This is a genomic window from Pseudoduganella sp. R-31, from assembly GCF_049913235.1.
GTDB lineage: Bacteria > Pseudomonadota > Gammaproteobacteria > Burkholderiales > Burkholderiaceae_D > Rugamonas.
This window is the reverse complement of record NZ_CP183986.1, coordinates 5,034,080-5,049,979: the sequence shown is the minus strand read 5'-3', so window position 1 is coordinate 5,049,979 and position 15,900 is coordinate 5,034,080. Positions and strand designations below refer to the sequence as shown.

At 65.3% G+C, this 15,900-nt stretch carries 14 protein-coding genes; 11 read left to right on the top strand and 3 right to left on the bottom strand.

Annotation, left to right across the window (positions count from 1 at the left end):
* Nucleotides 1-9: 9 nt before the first annotated feature.
* Entirely contained in the window at nt 10-774 is a 765-nt protein-coding gene (locus tag ACN9MY_RS22935) for an alpha/beta fold hydrolase (protein WP_426318724.1), read from the top strand.
* Here ACN9MY_RS22935 and ACN9MY_RS22930 read toward each other — a convergent pair.
* Nucleotides 755-1,330, bottom strand: a complete 576-nt coding sequence (locus tag ACN9MY_RS22930) for a hypothetical protein (protein WP_426163004.1) — start codon at nt 1,328-1,330, stop codon at nt 755-757. The two genes, ACN9MY_RS22935 and ACN9MY_RS22930, sit on opposite strands and share 20 nt — an antisense overlap.
* Before the next feature lie 102 nt (nt 1,331-1,432).
* Here ACN9MY_RS22930 and ACN9MY_RS22925 point away from each other — a divergent pair, with 102 nt between their 5' ends.
* The 4 genes from ACN9MY_RS22925 (at nt 1,433) to ACN9MY_RS22910 (ending at nt 7,493) form a co-directional block, all read left to right on the top strand.
* Nucleotides 1,433-2,146 (top strand): M15 family metallopeptidase, encoded by a 714-nt coding sequence (locus tag ACN9MY_RS22925; protein WP_426318723.1) that lies wholly within the window; start codon nt 1,433-1,435, stop codon nt 2,144-2,146.
* A 69-nt stretch (nt 2,147-2,215) separates the two neighbouring features.
* Nucleotides 2,216-5,779: a type VI secretion system membrane subunit TssM gene (tssM, locus tag ACN9MY_RS22920; RefSeq protein ID WP_426318722.1), complete on the top strand. Its 3,564-nt coding sequence runs from the start codon at nt 2,216-2,218 to the stop codon at nt 5,777-5,779.
* Nucleotides 5,776-6,732, top strand: a complete 957-nt coding sequence (gene tagF / locus ACN9MY_RS22915; protein WP_426318721.1) for a type VI secretion system-associated protein TagF — start codon at nt 5,776-5,778, stop codon at nt 6,730-6,732. Before tssM ends, tagF begins: the two co-directional genes overlap by 4 nt.
* A 14-nt stretch (nt 6,733-6,746) precedes the next feature.
* Nucleotides 6,747-7,493 carry an OmpA family protein gene (locus ACN9MY_RS22910; RefSeq protein ID WP_426162994.1) on the top strand — a complete coding sequence of 249 codons (747 nt, stop codon included), beginning with the start codon at nt 6,747-6,749 and terminating at the stop codon, nt 7,491-7,493.
* Here the strand turns inward: ACN9MY_RS22910 and icmH are convergent.
* Both icmH and tssK read right to left on the bottom strand, forming a co-directional pair.
* Nucleotides 7,490-8,236 carry a type IVB secretion system protein IcmH/DotU gene (icmH, locus tag ACN9MY_RS22905; RefSeq protein WP_426162992.1) on the bottom strand — a complete coding sequence of 249 codons (747 nt, stop codon included), beginning with the start codon at nt 8,234-8,236 and terminating at the stop codon, nt 7,490-7,492. The two genes, ACN9MY_RS22910 and icmH, sit on opposite strands and share 4 nt — an antisense overlap.
* Nucleotides 8,233-9,537, bottom strand: coding sequence for a type VI secretion system baseplate subunit TssK (gene tssK, locus ACN9MY_RS22900; protein ID WP_426318720.1), 1,305 nt, complete (start codon nt 9,535-9,537; stop codon nt 8,233-8,235). Before tssK ends, icmH begins: the two co-directional genes overlap by 4 nt.
* Nucleotides 9,538-9,701: 164 nt before the next feature.
* Between tssK and ACN9MY_RS22895 the strand changes: the two genes are divergently transcribed.
* The 6 genes from ACN9MY_RS22895 (at nt 9,702) to tssH (ending at nt 15,892) form a co-directional block, all read left to right on the top strand.
* Nucleotides 9,702-10,283 carry a hypothetical protein gene (locus ACN9MY_RS22895; RefSeq protein WP_426318719.1) on the top strand — a complete coding sequence of 194 codons (582 nt, stop codon included), beginning with the start codon at nt 9,702-9,704 and terminating at the stop codon, nt 10,281-10,283.
* Between the two features lie 10 nt (nt 10,284-10,293).
* Complete coding sequence (gene tssB / locus ACN9MY_RS22890; RefSeq protein WP_426318718.1) at nt 10,294-10,788, top strand: type VI secretion system contractile sheath small subunit; 495 nt, start codon at nt 10,294-10,296, stop codon at nt 10,786-10,788.
* On the top strand, nt 10,789-12,270 hold the full coding sequence (gene tssC / locus ACN9MY_RS22885) for a type VI secretion system contractile sheath large subunit (protein ID WP_426318717.1): 1,482 nt from the start codon (nt 10,789-10,791) through the stop codon (nt 12,268-12,270). It abuts the gene before it with no gap.
* Between the two features lie 14 nt (nt 12,271-12,284).
* The gene (locus tag ACN9MY_RS22880) at nt 12,285-12,776 is read left to right on the top strand and encodes an Hcp family type VI secretion system effector (protein ID WP_426318716.1); all 492 of its coding nucleotides are present in this window, start codon (nt 12,285-12,287) and stop codon (nt 12,774-12,776) included.
* 63 nt (nt 12,777-12,839) lie between these two features.
* Entirely contained in the window at nt 12,840-13,298 is a 459-nt protein-coding gene (gene tssE, locus ACN9MY_RS22875) for a type VI secretion system baseplate subunit TssE (RefSeq protein ID WP_426318715.1), read from the top strand.
* A complete protein-coding gene (gene tssH / locus ACN9MY_RS22870; protein WP_426318714.1) occupies nt 13,295-15,892 on the top strand; it encodes a type VI secretion system ATPase TssH in 2,598 nt (865 codons plus the stop codon). Before tssE ends, tssH begins: the two co-directional genes overlap by 4 nt.
* Nucleotides 15,893-15,900: the final 8 nt, after the last annotated feature.

Genomic DNA, 15,900 nt, shown 5'->3' with positions numbered 1-15,900 from the left:
GAGCCACGCATGCCAACGCTGGAACTGGGTAGCGCGCAACTGCATTATGAGATGATCGAGGGCGATCTGAGCAAGCCATTGCTGGTGTTCCTGCACGAAGGCCTCGGCTGCATCAGGATGTGGAAGGAATTCCCGGAGCGGCTCTGTGCCGCCACGGGATGCGCAGGAATGGTCTACGAGCGCCAGGGATACGGGCAGTCTTCGCCGCAACCGGCGCTGCGCAGCATTCATTACCTGCACCAGTTTGCGCTGGCCGAACTGCCGGCAGTGATGGAGCGCCTGGCACCGGGCCGCGAACATATCGTGGTAGGACACTCGGATGGCGGCAGCATTGCCTTGATCTATGCGGCGGGACGGCCGCAGGGCTTGCGCGGGGTGCTCACCGCTGCTGCGCACGTGTTTGTCGAAGACGTGACGATCGAGGGCATCCAAACAGTGCTGGCGGCCCACAGCGCCGGCAAGATGCGGGCACTGGCGCGCTATCACGGCGACAAGGCCGAGCAAGTGTTTTCCTCCTGGGCCGATACCTGGCTGTCGCCCTGGTTCAGGCAATGGAATATCGAATACCTGCTGCCGGCGATAGCCTGTCCGTTGCTGGCAATGCAGGGCAGCGAAGATCATTACGGCTCCGGCGCGCAACTCGATGCCATTGAAAGGGGCACGCCTGGCGCCCGCCAGCTGCTCTTGCCCGGCTGCGGCCATAGCCCACACATCGAACTGCCGGATGCCGCCTTGCAGGCCATGGCGGCTTTCATCAATCCTTTGGCGGGGTAGGAGAAGGCTTCTGCGGCTTGGCATGCTTGAGCATTGCCGCCAGCAGGGTGACGTCTTCATCGCTTTCCGGTAGCGCGGTTGCGGCTTGCTGCTGCCTGCGCGGCGCACCTGGCGCCTTGGCGGAACGTGGGTGCGCCGGCTTTACGGTCGGGAGGGATGGCCCGGTGGTGGTCAAGCCGGGCGTGGACAGTTGCGGTGTGACGGCAGGTTCGCCCTGCGGCGCCACAGCGTTGACGATCGTCGCAGCCTGGGACGACGCGGCATCGCGCTCGGCGTGCCCCGGCGTTGAGGCCTGCGATGGTGCGGCCGGCAACGCCGATACCGGCGGCAGTTCCGGCGTAGGCCCATGGACCGGGCTGCCATCCTGAAGCCAGGCCCAGCTTGCGGCGGCTACGGCGAGCAGCGTCGCGATGGCCGCCAGACGGGCGCGCTGCGCCGCACTCCACCCGCTCCATTGGCGGGCCGGGACTGGCACGCTGCCGCCATTGGCCAGCCGCGCCAGGATGCGATGGCGATCGTCCCGCTGCGCGGGGCCTGTAAACAAGTCCGGCCGCATAAGTCCTCCCAAGCTTGATTTCGCTCGACCCGTCCGATTGCGGGGCGGCATAGGATTCCAGTGTCGCGCGCCAAATGCGCTTTCGTATTGATGGATCGCACCATGTTGCCATTTATCGTTGCGGGCATTTTCGTCGCGGCCAGCGCCGCCGGCTGGCTGTTGCTATTTCCGCCAAAGCGCCGGCCCAGCCCACGCCAGCGGCGCATGCTGTTGAGTGGTGTCGCGACTGCGCTGCTGGCAGCCGCGCCGCCATTGTTGGTGCGCCTGCTGCGTCCACGCCAGATGCTGCCGGCGTTCGACGACAGCAGCCGGCCTGCCGATCCGCAAATTGCCGCCTTGCTGCAAGGCGAACAACTGGTGCCGCCACTCCCGTTGCCGCCGCCGGCTTTCGCCACGGCGGAAGTGGAGTTGCTGCGGCCGATGCTGTCGCAGGCCGATCGCGACTGGCACCGGTTGGACAAGGATTTCGCGCAGCGCCTGCTGTTGGTGTTCAATGTCATGCGCGATCGGCACGGCTACGAGATGGCACTTCTGGAAGGTTACCGCAGCCCTGAACGGCAGGACCGGCTGGCCGCGGCGGGCGGCCATGTCAGCAACGCGCGCGCCTTCCAGAGCTACCACCAGTTCGGGCTGGCCGCCGATTGCGGCTTTATCCGTGAAGGAAAGGTGGTCATCAGCGAACGCGATCCCTGGGCCATGCGCGGCTACCAGCTGTATGGCGAAGCGGCGGAAGCGATAGGGCTGGTGTGGGGAGGCCGCTGGGCCATGATGGACTTTGGCCACACCGAATTGCGCGTACTCGAAACCAGGGCTTGAGGAGGCTCAAGAAGCGGCGCCCGGCTTGGTGGCAACATCGGCCAACCTGCCTCCCTTTTCGGGTCCATCATGCTGCAACGAACCTGGTACCTGCTCACCGACAGGCGCACCCTGAATGTCCTGGCCTTCGCATTGCTGGCGGGACTATTCCTGCTTGGCGCAGAACTCTTGCAACTGGCGCTGGTGTGGGCGCTGGCCGCTACCGCGGCGGTCGCATTGCTGGCGCTGGCCGTGCGGGGCGGCCGCCGCTACCTCTCTCACCGGCGTGAAGCCGAACCACCGCCGGCCGCGGAAACGCGCGCCGAGGCCGACCTGAATGCCGTTCGCAGCGCCATGCTGGAAGCCGTCGCCACGATCAGGAATTCGCGCCTGGGCCGAGCAAGCGGAGCACGCGCCTTGTACGAACTGCCCTGGTATATGGTGATCGGCAATCCGGCCGCCGGCAAAAGCAGCGCGATCACCCAGTCCGGCCTGCAGTTTCCGTTCGCCGATCCAAAGGCGGTCCAGGGCGTCGGCGGGACGCGCCAGTGCGACTGGTTCTTTACCGCCGAAGGCATCCTGCTTGATACCGCCGGCCGCTACGCGGTACAGGCCGTGGACCGGGAAGAGTGGCATGGCTTCCTCGGCTTGTTGAAGAAGCACCGGCCACGGGCGCCCGTCAACGGCATCATCATCGCGGTCAGCATCGCCGAGTTGCGCGGCGACGACACCGAGTCGGTATTGCAGCTTGCGCGCAGTTTGCGCCAGCGCGTGCAGGACCTGATCGAGAAACTCGAAGTGTTCGCGCCAGTGTATGTGATGTTCACCAAGGCCGACCTGGTGGCCGGGTTTGCTGACTTCTTCATGGACGCGGAGGCGGCCGAGCGCGAGCGGCCCTGGGGGGCCACAATGCCTTTCCGGCAGAAGGCCGGCTGCCGCGACATGCTGGCCTTCTTCGAGCAGAGTTTCGACGAGTTATGCGAAGGACTGCGCGAAATGGGGATCGCCACCATGGCCCAGCGCCGCCGCGAGCTGGTGCCCGCCGGCGTGCATACCTTGCCGCTGGAGTTCGCGGCGTTGCGCGCACCGTTGAAAGCCTTCTTGGCCACGCTGTTTGAAGACAATCCTTTCCAGTTCCGCCCCTTGTTCCGGGGATACTACTTTACCAGCGCGTTGCAGGAAGGACAGCCGCTGTGCGCGCAGTCGCTGCGGGTTGCGCAGCGCTTCGGACTGACTCGACCCGCCGAGCCGGAGCCTCGCATGGGAACGGGGACGCAAGCCGGATATTTCCTGCCCCGTCTTTTCCGTGAGGTGATCTTCGCCGACAAGGACCTGGTCTCCCAATATGCGACGCGCAGGCAGCGGCTGTTGCGCAACGGCGGCTTTGCCGTGGCGATCCTGCTGCTCGGCGTGGCGCTTGGCGCATGGACCTGGTCGTATTCGGGCAACGCGCAGCTAGTCGCCAATGCGGCGGCGGACCTGGACAAGGCTGTCAAGCTGCAGGCGCAACGCCCGGACCTGCAATCGCGCCTTGAAGCGCTGCAGCTCTTGCAAGACCGGATCGGGCAACTGGATACGCTGGACCGCGAATCGCCATGGCTGCTGGGCATGGGCCTTTATCAGGGCGAGGTGCTGGGCCGCAAGCTGCGCAGCGAGTACTTCAAGGGGATGGCTGAAATCCTGCTCAAGCCTGTCGCAGCCAGCCTGGAAACGCAATTGTTCGCCCTTGGACAGCGCGAGACGAGCAATGTCGAGGACTCCTATAACGCGCTGAAAACCTACCTGATGCTGGCCGATAAGGAGCATGCGGAAACCGGCCATCTGGGTGACCAGCTTACGCGCCACTGGCGCAGCTGGCTTGAGGCCAACCGCGGCGCCATGCCGCGCGAACAACTATTGCGCAGTGGGGAAGGCTTGTTATCGTTTTACCTTTCGCAGTTGAACGATCCGGCCTGGCCGCGCATCGAACCCAAGCTGGCGCTGGTCGATACGGCGCGCGAGCAATTGCGCCAGGTGGTGCGCGGCATGACGGCGCGGGAGCGCGTGTATGCCGAGATCAAGGCGCGCGCCAGCACGCGCTATCCAGCGATGACGGTGGCGCGCATTGTCGGGGAGCAGGATCGGGAGCTGGTGCAGGGCAGCCATGCCGTATCGGGCGCGTTCACGCGCGAGGCATGGGAGGGCTACGTCCGCGCTGCGATCCGCGAGGCAGCAAACAGCGCGCTGCAATCGCGTGACTGGGTGCTGAAAACGGAGGAGCGCACGGACCTGACGCTGGAGGGCAGTCCGGAACAGGTGCAAAAGGCGCTGACCGACAGCTACAAGGCGGAATACGCCAAGGAGTGGCAAGCCTTCCTGCAAGGCGTCGCGATTGCCGCAATGCCCGACTTTTCGCATACGGTCGAGGCCATGAACCGCCTGGGCGACCCTGCCATCTCGCCGCTGCTGAAGGTCTGGAGCACCGTGGTGGCGCAGACGGGGTGGGACAATCCGGGCCTGGCTGCGGCCGGCGCGCAACAGGCGGAACAGAGCCTGGCGCACTGGTTCAAGGCGCGGCTGTTCGAGCGCACGCCAACCGCAGGCGTGGTTGCGGCCTCGTTGCCGCAGGCCGGCGCGCTGGGCCGCGATTTTGCGCCGGTGGCCGGCTTGCTGGCAGCGCGTGACAGGGATGGCTCGCAGATGCGGACCTACCTCGACCATCTTTCGCGGCTGCGCGCACGCCTCAACGGCATCCGCAACCAGGGCGACCCAGGCCCGGGCGCCAGGCAGCTGATGCAGCAAACGCTGGAGGGCCCGGGTTCCGAACTGGCCGATGCGTTGCGCCATGTCGATGAACAGATGATGGCGGGGCTGGGGGAGGCGCAAAGGCAGGCGGTGCGGCCGCTGCTGGTGCGACCCTTGATGCAGGTCTTTGCGGGGCTGGTCGCTCCGGCGGAGGCCGAGATCAACAAGACCTGGCAGGCGCAGGTCTACGAGCCGTTCAACCGTACGCTCGCGGGAAAATTCCCTTTCGCCCCCGCCGGTAGCGCAGAAGCGAGCCAGGCGGAGATTGGCCAGGTGTTCGGACCGGATGGCGCAATCGCAAAGTTTGCCGGCAGCGCGCTGGGGGCGCTGGTCGTGCGGCGCGGCGACGTGCTGGCTCCGCGGACCTGGGCCGACATGGGCATCAACTTTGCGCCGCAGGCCTTGCAGCGCTTTCCGGCCTGGATGGCGCCAGTGGCGGCGGGCGGGGTTGCCTCCTCTACGCAAACGGTCTTCCAGCTCTTGCCGCATGCCGGCACCGGGTTGGCAGAATATTCGATCGAGATAGACGGCCAGTTGCTGCGCTTTCGCAACGGCGTGCCGCAATGGGCGAACATGGTTTACCCGGGGCCGCAGGGAAGCAGCGGCGTGCGCATCAGCGGCGTCACGCCGGACGGAAAGGTGGTAGAGCTGTTTAGCGAGAGCGGCGCCACCGGGCTGCGGCGGATGATCGATTCCGCCGCTCGCACGCGCAAGGAAGAGGGTGTGCATGAACTGCGCTGGAGCAGCGGCAGCGTGATGGTCGCGGTGGACTTGCGCATCACCAGCACGCCCGGGAGCGTACAGGGCGACGGCGGATTCCGGGGCATGCGCTTGCCCGAGGTAGTGGTCGGCAAAGGAAGCGCGCCATGAACGCCCAGTCACAGCGCGTCGCCTATTTCGGCAAGCTGCCTGGATGCGCTGATTTTGTGCGCTCGCCCGGCGACCAGGTATTGGTGGAGTTGATGGACCAGTGGCTGGCAGCTGTCATGCAGCGCCTCGCCGGTAATCCGCGTTGGCGCCAGCATTACGACGCATGCCCTCCGCTGGACTTTGCGTTTATCGGCACGCGCTCGCGCCAGGTTGTCTGCGGACGTCTGCTGGCCAGCCGGGACCAGTCCGAACGCCGTTTTCCTTTCACTTGCATGGCGGTGCACCAGGTCGCAAAGCCGCACGATTTTCTTCCCTGCAGCCCGCTGGCGCTGGCGCCGGCATGGGAGGGCCTGGCTGTCGCAGCCGGTGCAGCCACTGCTGCAGCCACCCGGCCTGTCGACGGCATCTTGCCTGTGGCCTTGCGCGAGCTGGCGCCGGCGCAAGCTTCACTGGATGACTACCTTGCGCACGCCTGCCTGGACAGCCTGGAAAATTCGCTGGCGGCGCAGCAGGGAAGCATGCCGGTACGGAACCTGCTGCTGGCATTGGGTTTGCTGTTGTCGCCGCTCAGCGAACACCCTCCGGTCACCGCGCGCAGCCTGGCGCTGCCTTTGCCGCGCGACGCAGTATTGCGTGCGCCGGTTGCCGCCTTCTGGATGTCGTTGGCTGCGCCGTTGCTGGCGCGCCAGGACCTCGAAATTGCGATGTTCCTCGCGCCTGTCGCCGGGCAGCCGTCGCTGGTCCTCGGGCTCGATGGCGCCAACCCGGCCAGCCTGTATTCCGTGATAGATCCGGAGGCGGGGCAGGATGGCATGGTGGTGCTTGGCGACTGCGCGTGGGCCGAAGCCGCGGCCCATGGCGATGCTCCCTTGCAGCGCCTCTCGGCATGCCTGGAACAGGGGCAGCTTGGCCTGCCCGTTGCCATGCAGCTGTTCCATGAAACCTTCTGCTGATAAGGGAGCCTGCCATGCGCAAGTCGGCCCTGGTCCTTTTCCTGGCCTGCACGCCAGCGTTCGCGCAACTTGCGCCGGTCATCGTATCGGGCACCGTGCCCGACGAAGCGACCAGGGCGGCCATCTTGCAGCGGGCGCGGGCCCTGTATGGCGCTGCGCGGGTAGTCGACCAGCTTGCGGTCGGCAGCGTGGTGGCGCCGCCCAATTGGAGCGCGCATATGCAGAAGCTGCTTGCCGAGCCACTGAAGCAGGTGACCCAGGGCCAGTTGACGGTGGAAGGCAACCGGGTTGGAATCCGCGGCGATGTCGCGAACGAGGCGCTGCGGCAGCAGGTGGCCAGCGACCTTGCCAACAGCCTCAATCCAACCTATACGATCAGCAACGGCTTGCGCGTCAACGCCCCGGCGCAAAAGATGCTCGATACTGCTCTGGCTCGGCGCATCATCGAATTCGAAAGCGGGCAAGCGGTGCTTCGCCCTTCCGGCATGCTGATCCTCGACGAAATGGCGGCCGTCCTGGGACAGATCGGCGGCCGCAAGGTTGAAGTGATCGGCCACACGGACAATACCGGAACGCGTGAGGGCAACCTGTCGCTAAGCCTGGCCCGCGCCGGCGCGGTGCGCAGCTATCTTGCGGCCAAGGGCATTGCGGCAGCCAGCATCGCGGTTGCGGGTGCAGGCCCGGACCAGCCGGTGGCAGACAACGCCAGCCCAGAAGGGCGTGCGCGCAACCGGCGCATCGAGTTCCGGGTCGCGGACTAGGGCAGGGTCATGGCTAGGGTGGCCGGTCGCGGCGGCTGCCTGACAACGTCCTGGTAGGCCGCCAGCGTGGTACTGGTGGAACTGGCGAGCGAATAGCGCATGGCGCAGAAAGAGGCCAGTGCGGCCAGGGCGAAGACGCCGCCCGCGATCCAGAGCGGCGCATTGCTTTGCAGTTTGTGCGCGATATTGTCCGGCCGCGCGGCGCGCGGGGCAAAGCCCTTTTCCTTGCCGCGCAGGTGCGCTATCTCGTCCCCCAGGCGGGCAGTGAGGTAGGAAAGGCGGTCGGCATTGTCCAGGGCATAACGGCCCTTGAAGCCAAGCAGCAGGCACATATGGAATACCTGCAGCGCCTGCAGCCTTTCGCTGCCGCTGAGGCGAAGCTGTTCCAGCTTGTCGAAGAAATGCTCGCCCGCCAACTGGTCGCCGAACAGCAGCAACTGCAAGGGCCTGCGCTCCCAGGCGTCGCGCAAGGGAAATGCGGACGCCAGGATGGTCTCGTCCAGCGCGGCGCAGAAGGCGTACTTCGCGGCGTCGATGTCTTCGGCTGCGATGTGCAGTTCGCGTGCATGGCTGCCAAGTTCGTCGAGGAAGCTGCGGATGGCGGCGGCGAACTCGGTCTCGCCGGGAGGCGCGCTGCCGTGGCGCAGCAAGGACAGCATGTGGAAACCTTCGTGCATCAGGTCCACCAGGGCCGGGACGCGTTGTTGCGGGGGCGCGGCGCGCCGTTCGATGAAATGGCTCATGCCGTCACCACCAGCAGTTCAAGCCGCAGTTCTTTGATCCCCGCAGGGACATAGATGGAAATCGATTGCGCCTTGAGCATCTGCTCATACAGCACGCCGCGGTTTTCCAGCGCAAAGTAGCAGGTGTCGGGACGCACCGGAATGGCGGAAGGGACCTGCGGTGCGTGCACCAGTTTCACGCCCGGCATGGCGGAAAGCACGCATTGCTCCACGTCGTCCGGCGCACCGGCCTTGACGCGCAGCGGCACTGCCTCGACCAGCTCAAGTACCGGTATGGCCGCGGCAATGGCGAGATAGAGGGTGGCGCCGGCGCCGATCTTGCCCGAATCGAGTTTGCCGATGTGGTAGCCGGGTTTATCCTCGCGCAAGGCGACGGCGAAGTAGCGCGCCGATATCACCGTGTCGAGAAGCTCCCGGATCAGGGCATCGAGCTGCAGGAAAGGCGTGCTGGGGGCGGCATGGTCGTAGGAAGGCAGGGTGCCAAGGTGGACCAGGCGCGAGTACGTCATCAGCCCGCCGGCAAGGCCGAGCATGGCCTGGTACAGGCGTTCCGGATGGAGCGACGGGTGGCGCAGCAGGTGCAGCAAGGTTGCCGCCGACGTGGAGACCGTGTGCAGCAGCCAGAATGACGATACGTCGCCGCTGCGGAACTCGATCACATTGCGGCTCGGCTCCCGCATGTGGCCCTGCAAGGCGTTGACCTTGGCCTGCAGCGCGTCCATCAGCTGGTCGAGCAGGAGCTTGAGGCGCGGCGTCGCGTTGATGGACAGCGAGGGCGGCATGAAGGATGGATCGATCTCGAAGCAGCCGGATACGACGCGGCGCAGCCGCAGCAAGGGAAAACTGTCATAGGCGCCGCGGGGTTCGAGGTCCGATACCAGTCGCACCTGCTTGCGCAGGTAGGTCAGCCCGGCAGGCAGGGCATCGCTGAACAGGTCCGCCGTCTCGCGCTCGGACTGCTGGAAGCGGTCGGCGTCCTGCGATGGCAGGGCGGCATGATAGCAGACTTCCTGCACCTCGGCCGGCAGGCTGGCGAGGTCGATGGCTGGCGGCAGCGGGTCGCTGGCGGGAGCGTCGAATATCCCGCCTTCGGGGAAGATCGCGCGCAAGGCCAGCACGCGCAGCTTGCCGTTCACCAGTGCCGCCGTGTCCCACTCCACCGTTTGCACGCCCCACAGCATCGGCTGCGCGGCCAGAACGGTCGCGTGCATGCGCGCTTCGTGATAGCGGTCCTGCTGCTGGAAGTGTTGCGGACGCAGGAACAAGCCTTCGCTCCAGAGGATCTTTGCAGGTAGTGTCATGCCGGCCTCCTTGGTTGAGGTATCCATTAAAACTGGCCGCGTGCAGCCAGCGTTTGCGCGGGCGCAAACAGCGGCGCGGCGATGTCGGCGGCCTTTGAGACAACGCAATGGCGGGAATGCGCATCGATTCAATAATGGCCTTCACTTTGCGGAAGGAGAGAACGATGCGCAGATCATTGACCGCAGTATTGATTGGCGCGGCCACGCTGGCCGGATGCGCCGTTGATGCGCCGCTGCAGGGCGCCGACCGGGCCAGCCACCAGACACTGGAAAAAATGCTGGCAGATGCCGACCGCGCTGCTGCGGCGGGCCAGCATGAGAAATCGCACGCGGCGCTGAAGGCAGCCGCCGCTAGCTACCCCGCCGAGAAAGCGCCCTGGCTGCAAATGGCGCAGATGCGATTTGACCGCGGCAATTACAGCGACGCCATCGTGCAAGCGCAGGAAGCGCTGCAGCGCGATCCAGCCGACAAACAAGCCCTCAGCATCATCGCCGTCGCCGGCCTGCGCCTGTCAACCCGTTCGCTGGCGGAACTGAACCAGCAAAGCAGCCTTGGCGGGTCGGTGCGCAGCGAAGCGCAGGAACTGGCGCGTACGCTGCGCAATACGCTCGGGGAAGACGTCCTGGTGCCAGTGGCCGGAAGTGCGCGCCAGCCGAAAAAGACGGCGCCCCCGATCAAGCTGCCGGCGTCGCGCTCGGCACCCAACCCTTCCACCGCCGCCGATCCATTCGGCGCACTCAAATAAGGAGCAGGCAATGGCAAATCGTGACAGCGTGCAGAAGCGCCTGACCAAAGTCCGCCCGCCACGCGTGCAGATGACCTACGACGTTGAAGTTGGCGGCGACTTGGAGAACAAGGAGTTGCCCTTCGTGGTCGGCGTCATGGGCGACTTTGGCGGCAACCCGGAGGTTCCGCAGAAGCGGCTGAAGGAGCGCAACTTCGTCAACATCGACAGCGACAACTTCGACGAGGTGCTGGCCGGCGTGAGCCCGGTGCTGAACTTCCAGGTGCAGAACCGCCTCGGCGGGCAGGGCGAGTTCCCGGTAGAGCTGCGCTTCGGATCGATGCAGGACTTTCGCCCGGAAGCCATCGTGCGCCAGGTCGAACCGCTTGGCAAGCTGCTGGAAGCGCGCAGCAAGCTGGCTGACCTGCGCAACAAGCTGGCCGGCAACGACAGGCTGGAGGACTTGCTGACGGACGTGCTGCAAAGCACTGAAAACCTGGCGGCCATCGCGCCCAAGGAGGACTGAATGAGCGCGCAAATGAAGGCTGCAGCGGCGAGTGCGATCGAAGATGGCGACCTGCTCGACCGCATCGTCGAGGAAAGCAGGGTAGCCAAATCCAGCAGCGAACACGAACGCGCCCGCGACATCATCGGCGAACTGGCGCGGCAGGTGGTCCAGGGCAGCGTGCAGCTGTCGCATAACCTGTCGGCTACCATCGATGCGCGCGTGGCTGAGCTGGACCGCGTGATCTCGGAGCAATTAAGCGCCATCATGCATGCGCCTGAATTCCAGAAGCTCGAACAAAGCTGGACCGGCCTGCATTACCTGGTGCGCAGCACTGCGACCGGGCCTACGATGAAAATCCGTCTGCTGAACGCCACCAAGCGCGAACTGGTGCGTGACTTCCAGAGTGCGCTCGATTTCGACCAGAGCACCATCTTCAAGAAAGTCTACGAGGAGGAATTTGGCACCTTCGGTGGCTCACCTTATGCGGCGCTGCTGGGGGACTTCGAGATCTCGCGCCAGCCCGAGGATATCTACTTCATCGAACAGATGTCGCACCTGGCTGCAGCGGCGCACGCCCCCTTCATCAGCGCCGCTTCGCCCGAGCTGTTCGGACTGGAGAGCTACGGCGACCTTGGCAAGCCGCGCGACCTGGCCAAGGTATTCGACACCGTGGAATACGCGAAGTGGAAAGCCTTCCGCGAATCCGAAGATGCGCGCTACGTCGGCCTGACGCTACCGCGCTTCCTTGGCCGCTTGCCTTTCAATCCGGTCGACGGCACCACGGTGGAAGGCTTCAACTTCGTGGAAGACGTGGATGGCCGCGATCACCACAAATACCTGTGGTGCAATGCCGCCTACGCCTTTGGCGCCAGGCTGACCAAGGCCCACGAGGAATTCGGCTGGTGCGCCGCCATCCGCGGCGTGGAGGGTGGCGGCCTGGTTGACGACCTGCCGACCCACACCTTCAAGACCGACGAAGGCGAGGTGGCGCTGAAATGCCCGACCGAAGTGGCCATCACCGACCGGCGCGAAAAGGAACTGAGCGACCTCGGTTTCATCTCCCTGGTCCACTGCAAGAACACCGCCTACGCCGCCTTCTTCGGCGCGCAATCGGCGCAGAAGGCCATGCGCTACAGTTCCGACGCGGCCAACGCCAATGCCGTGCTGTCCTCGCAACTGCAATACATCTTCGCCGTGTCGCGCATCGCGCACTACATGAAGGCCATGATGCGCGACAAGATCGGCAGCTTTGCAGCCGCTTCGAATGTAGAAGACTTCCTGAACCGCTGGCTGATGAAGTACGTGCTGCTGGACGATAACGCCAGCCAGGAACAGAAGGCGCAGTTCCCTCTGCGTGAAGCTTCGGTCCAGGTCAGCGAGGTGCCCGGGCGGCCAGGCGTGTTCCGCGCCGTCAGCTTCCTGCGCCCCCATTTTCAGCTCGACGAGCTGACCGTTTCCCTCCGCCTCGTGGCGGAACTGCCGCAAACCACCAACTACTGAGAAGGAGCATTGCAATGGCAATTGACGTGTACCTGCATATCGATGGCATCAAGGGGGAGTCGACCGATGACCGTCACAAGGACTGGATAGAATGCAAATCGGTCAGTTGGTCGGTGGAGCAACCGCGTTCGGCCACTTCTTCCACAGGTGGCGGCCATACGGCCGAACGCTGCGAGCACCGCGACGTGGTGATCACCAAGCTGGCCGACCTGGCTTCGCCGATCCTGATGCAGACCTGCTCCGCAGGCCGCACCATTCCCAAGGCCAAGCTGGAATTCATGCGCGCCGATGCGCAGGGCGAGCGGGTCAAGTACTTTGAAATCGAACTCGATAACGTGCTCATTGGCGCTGTATCTCCATCGGTCAGCGAGGGCGACATCATGACCGAGGAGGTGGGATTCAAATTCTCGAAAGTGCGCTGGAAATACACGCAGCAGCGCGTTTCGGGCGGGATGGGCGGCAATACGTCCGGCGGCTGGGACCTGGCGACCAACCGTATTGCATGATTTTGGAGGGAGTTGCGGCTGCGGTGCGCACGTGCTGCAGCCGCTTTTTTTGGGAGGTGCGGCATGGAGGGTTACCGGCCAGGCTTGCTGGACCGTTTGCTGGGGAACCATCCTGGCGGGCGTTTCCTGACGCAGGAGCAGTTGAAGGAGAGCGTAGCGCGCGACCTGGAGGCGCTGCTCAACACGCGCAGCGCGCTGCCGCAGCAGCTGTTGCAGTCCTATCCGGAATGTGCGCGCTCGATCCTGAACTTCGGACTCGCCGATTTCGCCGGCTTGTCTCATAGCGGCAGCGAGGACAGGCAGCGCATCTGCGGCAGCATCCGCCAGGCAGTCGAACGCTACGAGCCGCGGCTGTGCAATGTGCAGGTTACGCTGGCCGAGCGCAGCGGCACCGTCAATCGCATCGACATCGTCATTTCCGGCATGTTGCGGGCAAATGGCGCCAACGAAGCCGTGAGCTTCAGCGCGGCCTTGCAACCGTCATCGATGCATTATTCCATCAAGCGCGGAGCCATTGCATGAGCATTCAACTGAAAACCCTGATTGGAAAGCTGAACGACGCCTGCCGTACTGCCGCAACGCGCGCCGCCAATATTGCCATCGGCATGGGACACGGCGAAGTCGATGTCGAGCACCTCTTGCTTGCGCTGCTGGAGCAGCCGGAATGCGACCTGCTGGTCATTGCGCGCCGCAGCGACGTCAGCGCCACCGCGCTGGAAGCCGATTTGCGGTGCGAACTGGCCGGTGTCCGCATTGCCGCGACGCGCGTTCCGGTATTCGCGCGGCGCCTGCAGATAATGCTGGAACATGCCTGGCTGATTGCCTCGCTGGCGTTGCCGCAGCCGGACCAGGTGCGCAGTTGCCACCTGCTGCTCGCTCTTCTGACCGAGTCGGAACTGTCGCAGCAGGCGGCGCGGATCTCGGGACTGTTCGCCCGCTTTCCGGTCGATGGGCTGAAGCACCGCATGGAGAAGTATGTTGCCGGTTCGGCAGAGGCGGCGGTGCCGGCCGCAACGCATGATGTTGGCGCGCAGCAGGCCGTGCCTCCCTCGTCGCCGGCGCTGGCACAGTACACGGTCAACCTGTGCCAACTGGCGCGCGACGGCAAGCTCGATCCTGTCGTCGGCCGCGCTGCGGAGGTAAGGCAACTGATGGACATCCTGCTGCGCCGGCGCCAGAACAACCCGATCCTGACCGGCGAAGCCGGCGTCGGCAAGACGGCCGTGGTGGAAGGACTGGCTTTGCGCATCGCAGCCGGCGAGGTGCCGCCGCCGTTGCGCAACGTTGCCTTGCACGCACTGGACCTGGCGCTGCTGCAGGCCGGCGCCAGCGTGCGCGGAGAGTTCGAAGCCCGCCTGAAAAACGTGATCGAGGAAGTGCGCCGCAGCCCGCACCCCATCGTTCTGTTCATCGACGAGGCGCACACCTTGATTGGCGCCGGCGGCAGCGCCGGGCAGGGCGATGCAGCCAACCTGCTGAAGCCGGTCCTGGCACGCGGCGAGATGCGCACGATTGCCGCGACGACCTGGAGCGAGTACAAACGCTATGTCGAGAAGGACGCCGCCCTGGCACGCCGCTTCCAGGTGGTCAAGGTCGAGGAGCCGGACGAAGAAACGGCCGCCGGCATGCTGCGGGCCATGGTGCCGCTGATGGAACGGCATTTCGGCGTGCGCGTGCGCGACGACGCCGTGACGGCGGCAGTGCGCCTGGCGCATCGCTACATCAACAGCCGCCAGCTGCCGGACAAGGCGGTCGGCGTGCTCGATACCGCATGCGCCCGCGTGGCGCTGGGCCAGTGCGCATCGCCCGCCTTGCTGGAAGATGCAGCTTGCCAGATCGAACGGCTGTCGGTGCGCATCGCGGCGCTGGAACGCGATGCGGCAACTGCCGCCGATGCCGGGCCATCGGCACTGTCGGCATTGCGCGACGAGCGGGGCAGCCTCCAGGCCTGGCACGCGGAATTGGCCGCCCGCCATGAGCATGAGCGCGAACTGTGCGCCCGGGTGATGGCGCTGCGCCACGAGGGCGATGCCGCCGCTGCGGTGAGCGCGCAACAGGAGCTGAACGCAATCCAGCGCGAGTCTCCCCTGGTTCCGCTGGAGGTTGACCGCCACGTCGTGGCCGGTGTGGTCGCTGCATGGACCGGAATCCCGGTAGGCCGCATGCTGCGCGACGAAATCCGCGCCGTGCAGCAGCTCAAGCCTGCGCTGGAGTCGCGCGTGCTGGGGCAGCCGCACGCCGTCGAGACCATTGTGCAGCGCATGCGCACTGCGCGTGCCGGGCTTGATGATCCGCGCAAGCCCAAGGGCGTTTTCCTTCTGACGGGTCCCTCCGGAGTAGGCAAGACGGAAACCGCACTGGCATTGGCCGACCTCCTGTACGGCGGCGAGCGCAAGCTGGTGACCATCAACATGAGCGAATACCAGGAGGCGCATAGTGTGGCAGGCCTGAAAGGTTCCCCGCCCGGATATATCGGTTATGGCGAGGGCGGGGTGCTGACCGAGGCGGTGCGGCGCAACCCCTACTGCGTGGTGCTGCTCGACGAGGCCGACAAGGCGCACCCGGACGTGCTGGAACTTTTCTATCAAGTGTTCGACCGGGGCATGCTGGAGGACTCGGAAGGGCAGATGGTCGACTTCAGCAACGCGGTCATCGTCCTGACGTCCAACCTCGGGTCGGGCGCCATCATGCAGGCCTGCCTGAACCGGGGCGAGGCGCCGCTGCCGACGCCTGAGGAACTCGACGCGCTGCTGCGGCCGCAGCTGGTGCGGCATTTCAAGCCGGCCTTCCTCGGACGCCTGCAAGTGGTGCCCTACTATCCGATTTCGGATGAAGCCCTGGCCCAGGTCATTGCGCTGAAGCTGGGCCGGATCGGCCAGCGCATCGGCGAAAACCACCACGCCGAATTCTGCTGGGACGATGCGCTGGTGCAGGCAGTGCTGGCACGCTGCACCGAGACCGATTCCGGCGCCCGCAATATCGACAGCATCCTGCACGGCAGCTTGCTGCCGGGCGTGGCCGATATGCTGCTGGCGCGCATGGCGGAAGGCATGCCGGTGACGAAGGTGAAGGCGGGCGTAACGCGCCAGGGCCAGTTCAGGATTAGCGCCAAATAAGGAGGCCG

What these genes read in the sequence shown, in the direction of transcription:
- ACN9MY_RS22935 (WP_426318724.1), top strand. Translation starts at nt 10, where the DNA reads ATGCCAACGCTGGAACTGGGTAGCGCGCAACTGCATTATGAGATGATC.
- ACN9MY_RS22930 (WP_426163004.1), bottom strand. Translation starts at nt 1,330, where the DNA reads ATGCGGCCGGACTTGTTTACAGGCCCCGCGCAGCGGGACGATCGCCAT.
- ACN9MY_RS22925 (WP_426318723.1), top strand. Translation starts at nt 1,433, where the DNA reads ATGTTGCCATTTATCGTTGCGGGCATTTTCGTCGCGGCCAGCGCCGCC.
- tssM (WP_426318722.1), top strand. Translation starts at nt 2,216, where the DNA reads ATGCTGCAACGAACCTGGTACCTGCTCACCGACAGGCGCACCCTGAAT.
- tagF (WP_426318721.1), top strand. Translation starts at nt 5,776, where the DNA reads ATGAACGCCCAGTCACAGCGCGTCGCCTATTTCGGCAAGCTGCCTGGA.
- ACN9MY_RS22910 (WP_426162994.1), top strand. Translation starts at nt 6,747, where the DNA reads ATGCGCAAGTCGGCCCTGGTCCTTTTCCTGGCCTGCACGCCAGCGTTC.
- icmH (WP_426162992.1), bottom strand. Translation starts at nt 8,236, where the DNA reads ATGAGCCATTTCATCGAACGGCGCGCCGCGCCCCCGCAACAACGCGTC.
- tssK (WP_426318720.1), bottom strand. Translation starts at nt 9,537, where the DNA reads ATGACACTACCTGCAAAGATCCTCTGGAGCGAAGGCTTGTTCCTGCGT.
- ACN9MY_RS22895 (WP_426318719.1), top strand. Translation starts at nt 9,702, where the DNA reads ATGCGCAGATCATTGACCGCAGTATTGATTGGCGCGGCCACGCTGGCC.
- tssB (WP_426318718.1), top strand. Translation starts at nt 10,294, where the DNA reads ATGGCAAATCGTGACAGCGTGCAGAAGCGCCTGACCAAAGTCCGCCCG.
- tssC (WP_426318717.1), top strand. Translation starts at nt 10,789, where the DNA reads ATGAGCGCGCAAATGAAGGCTGCAGCGGCGAGTGCGATCGAAGATGGC.
- ACN9MY_RS22880 (WP_426318716.1), top strand. Translation starts at nt 12,285, where the DNA reads ATGGCAATTGACGTGTACCTGCATATCGATGGCATCAAGGGGGAGTCG.
- tssE (WP_426318715.1), top strand. Translation starts at nt 12,840, where the DNA reads ATGGAGGGTTACCGGCCAGGCTTGCTGGACCGTTTGCTGGGGAACCAT.
- tssH (WP_426318714.1), top strand. Translation starts at nt 13,295, where the DNA reads ATGAGCATTCAACTGAAAACCCTGATTGGAAAGCTGAACGACGCCTGC.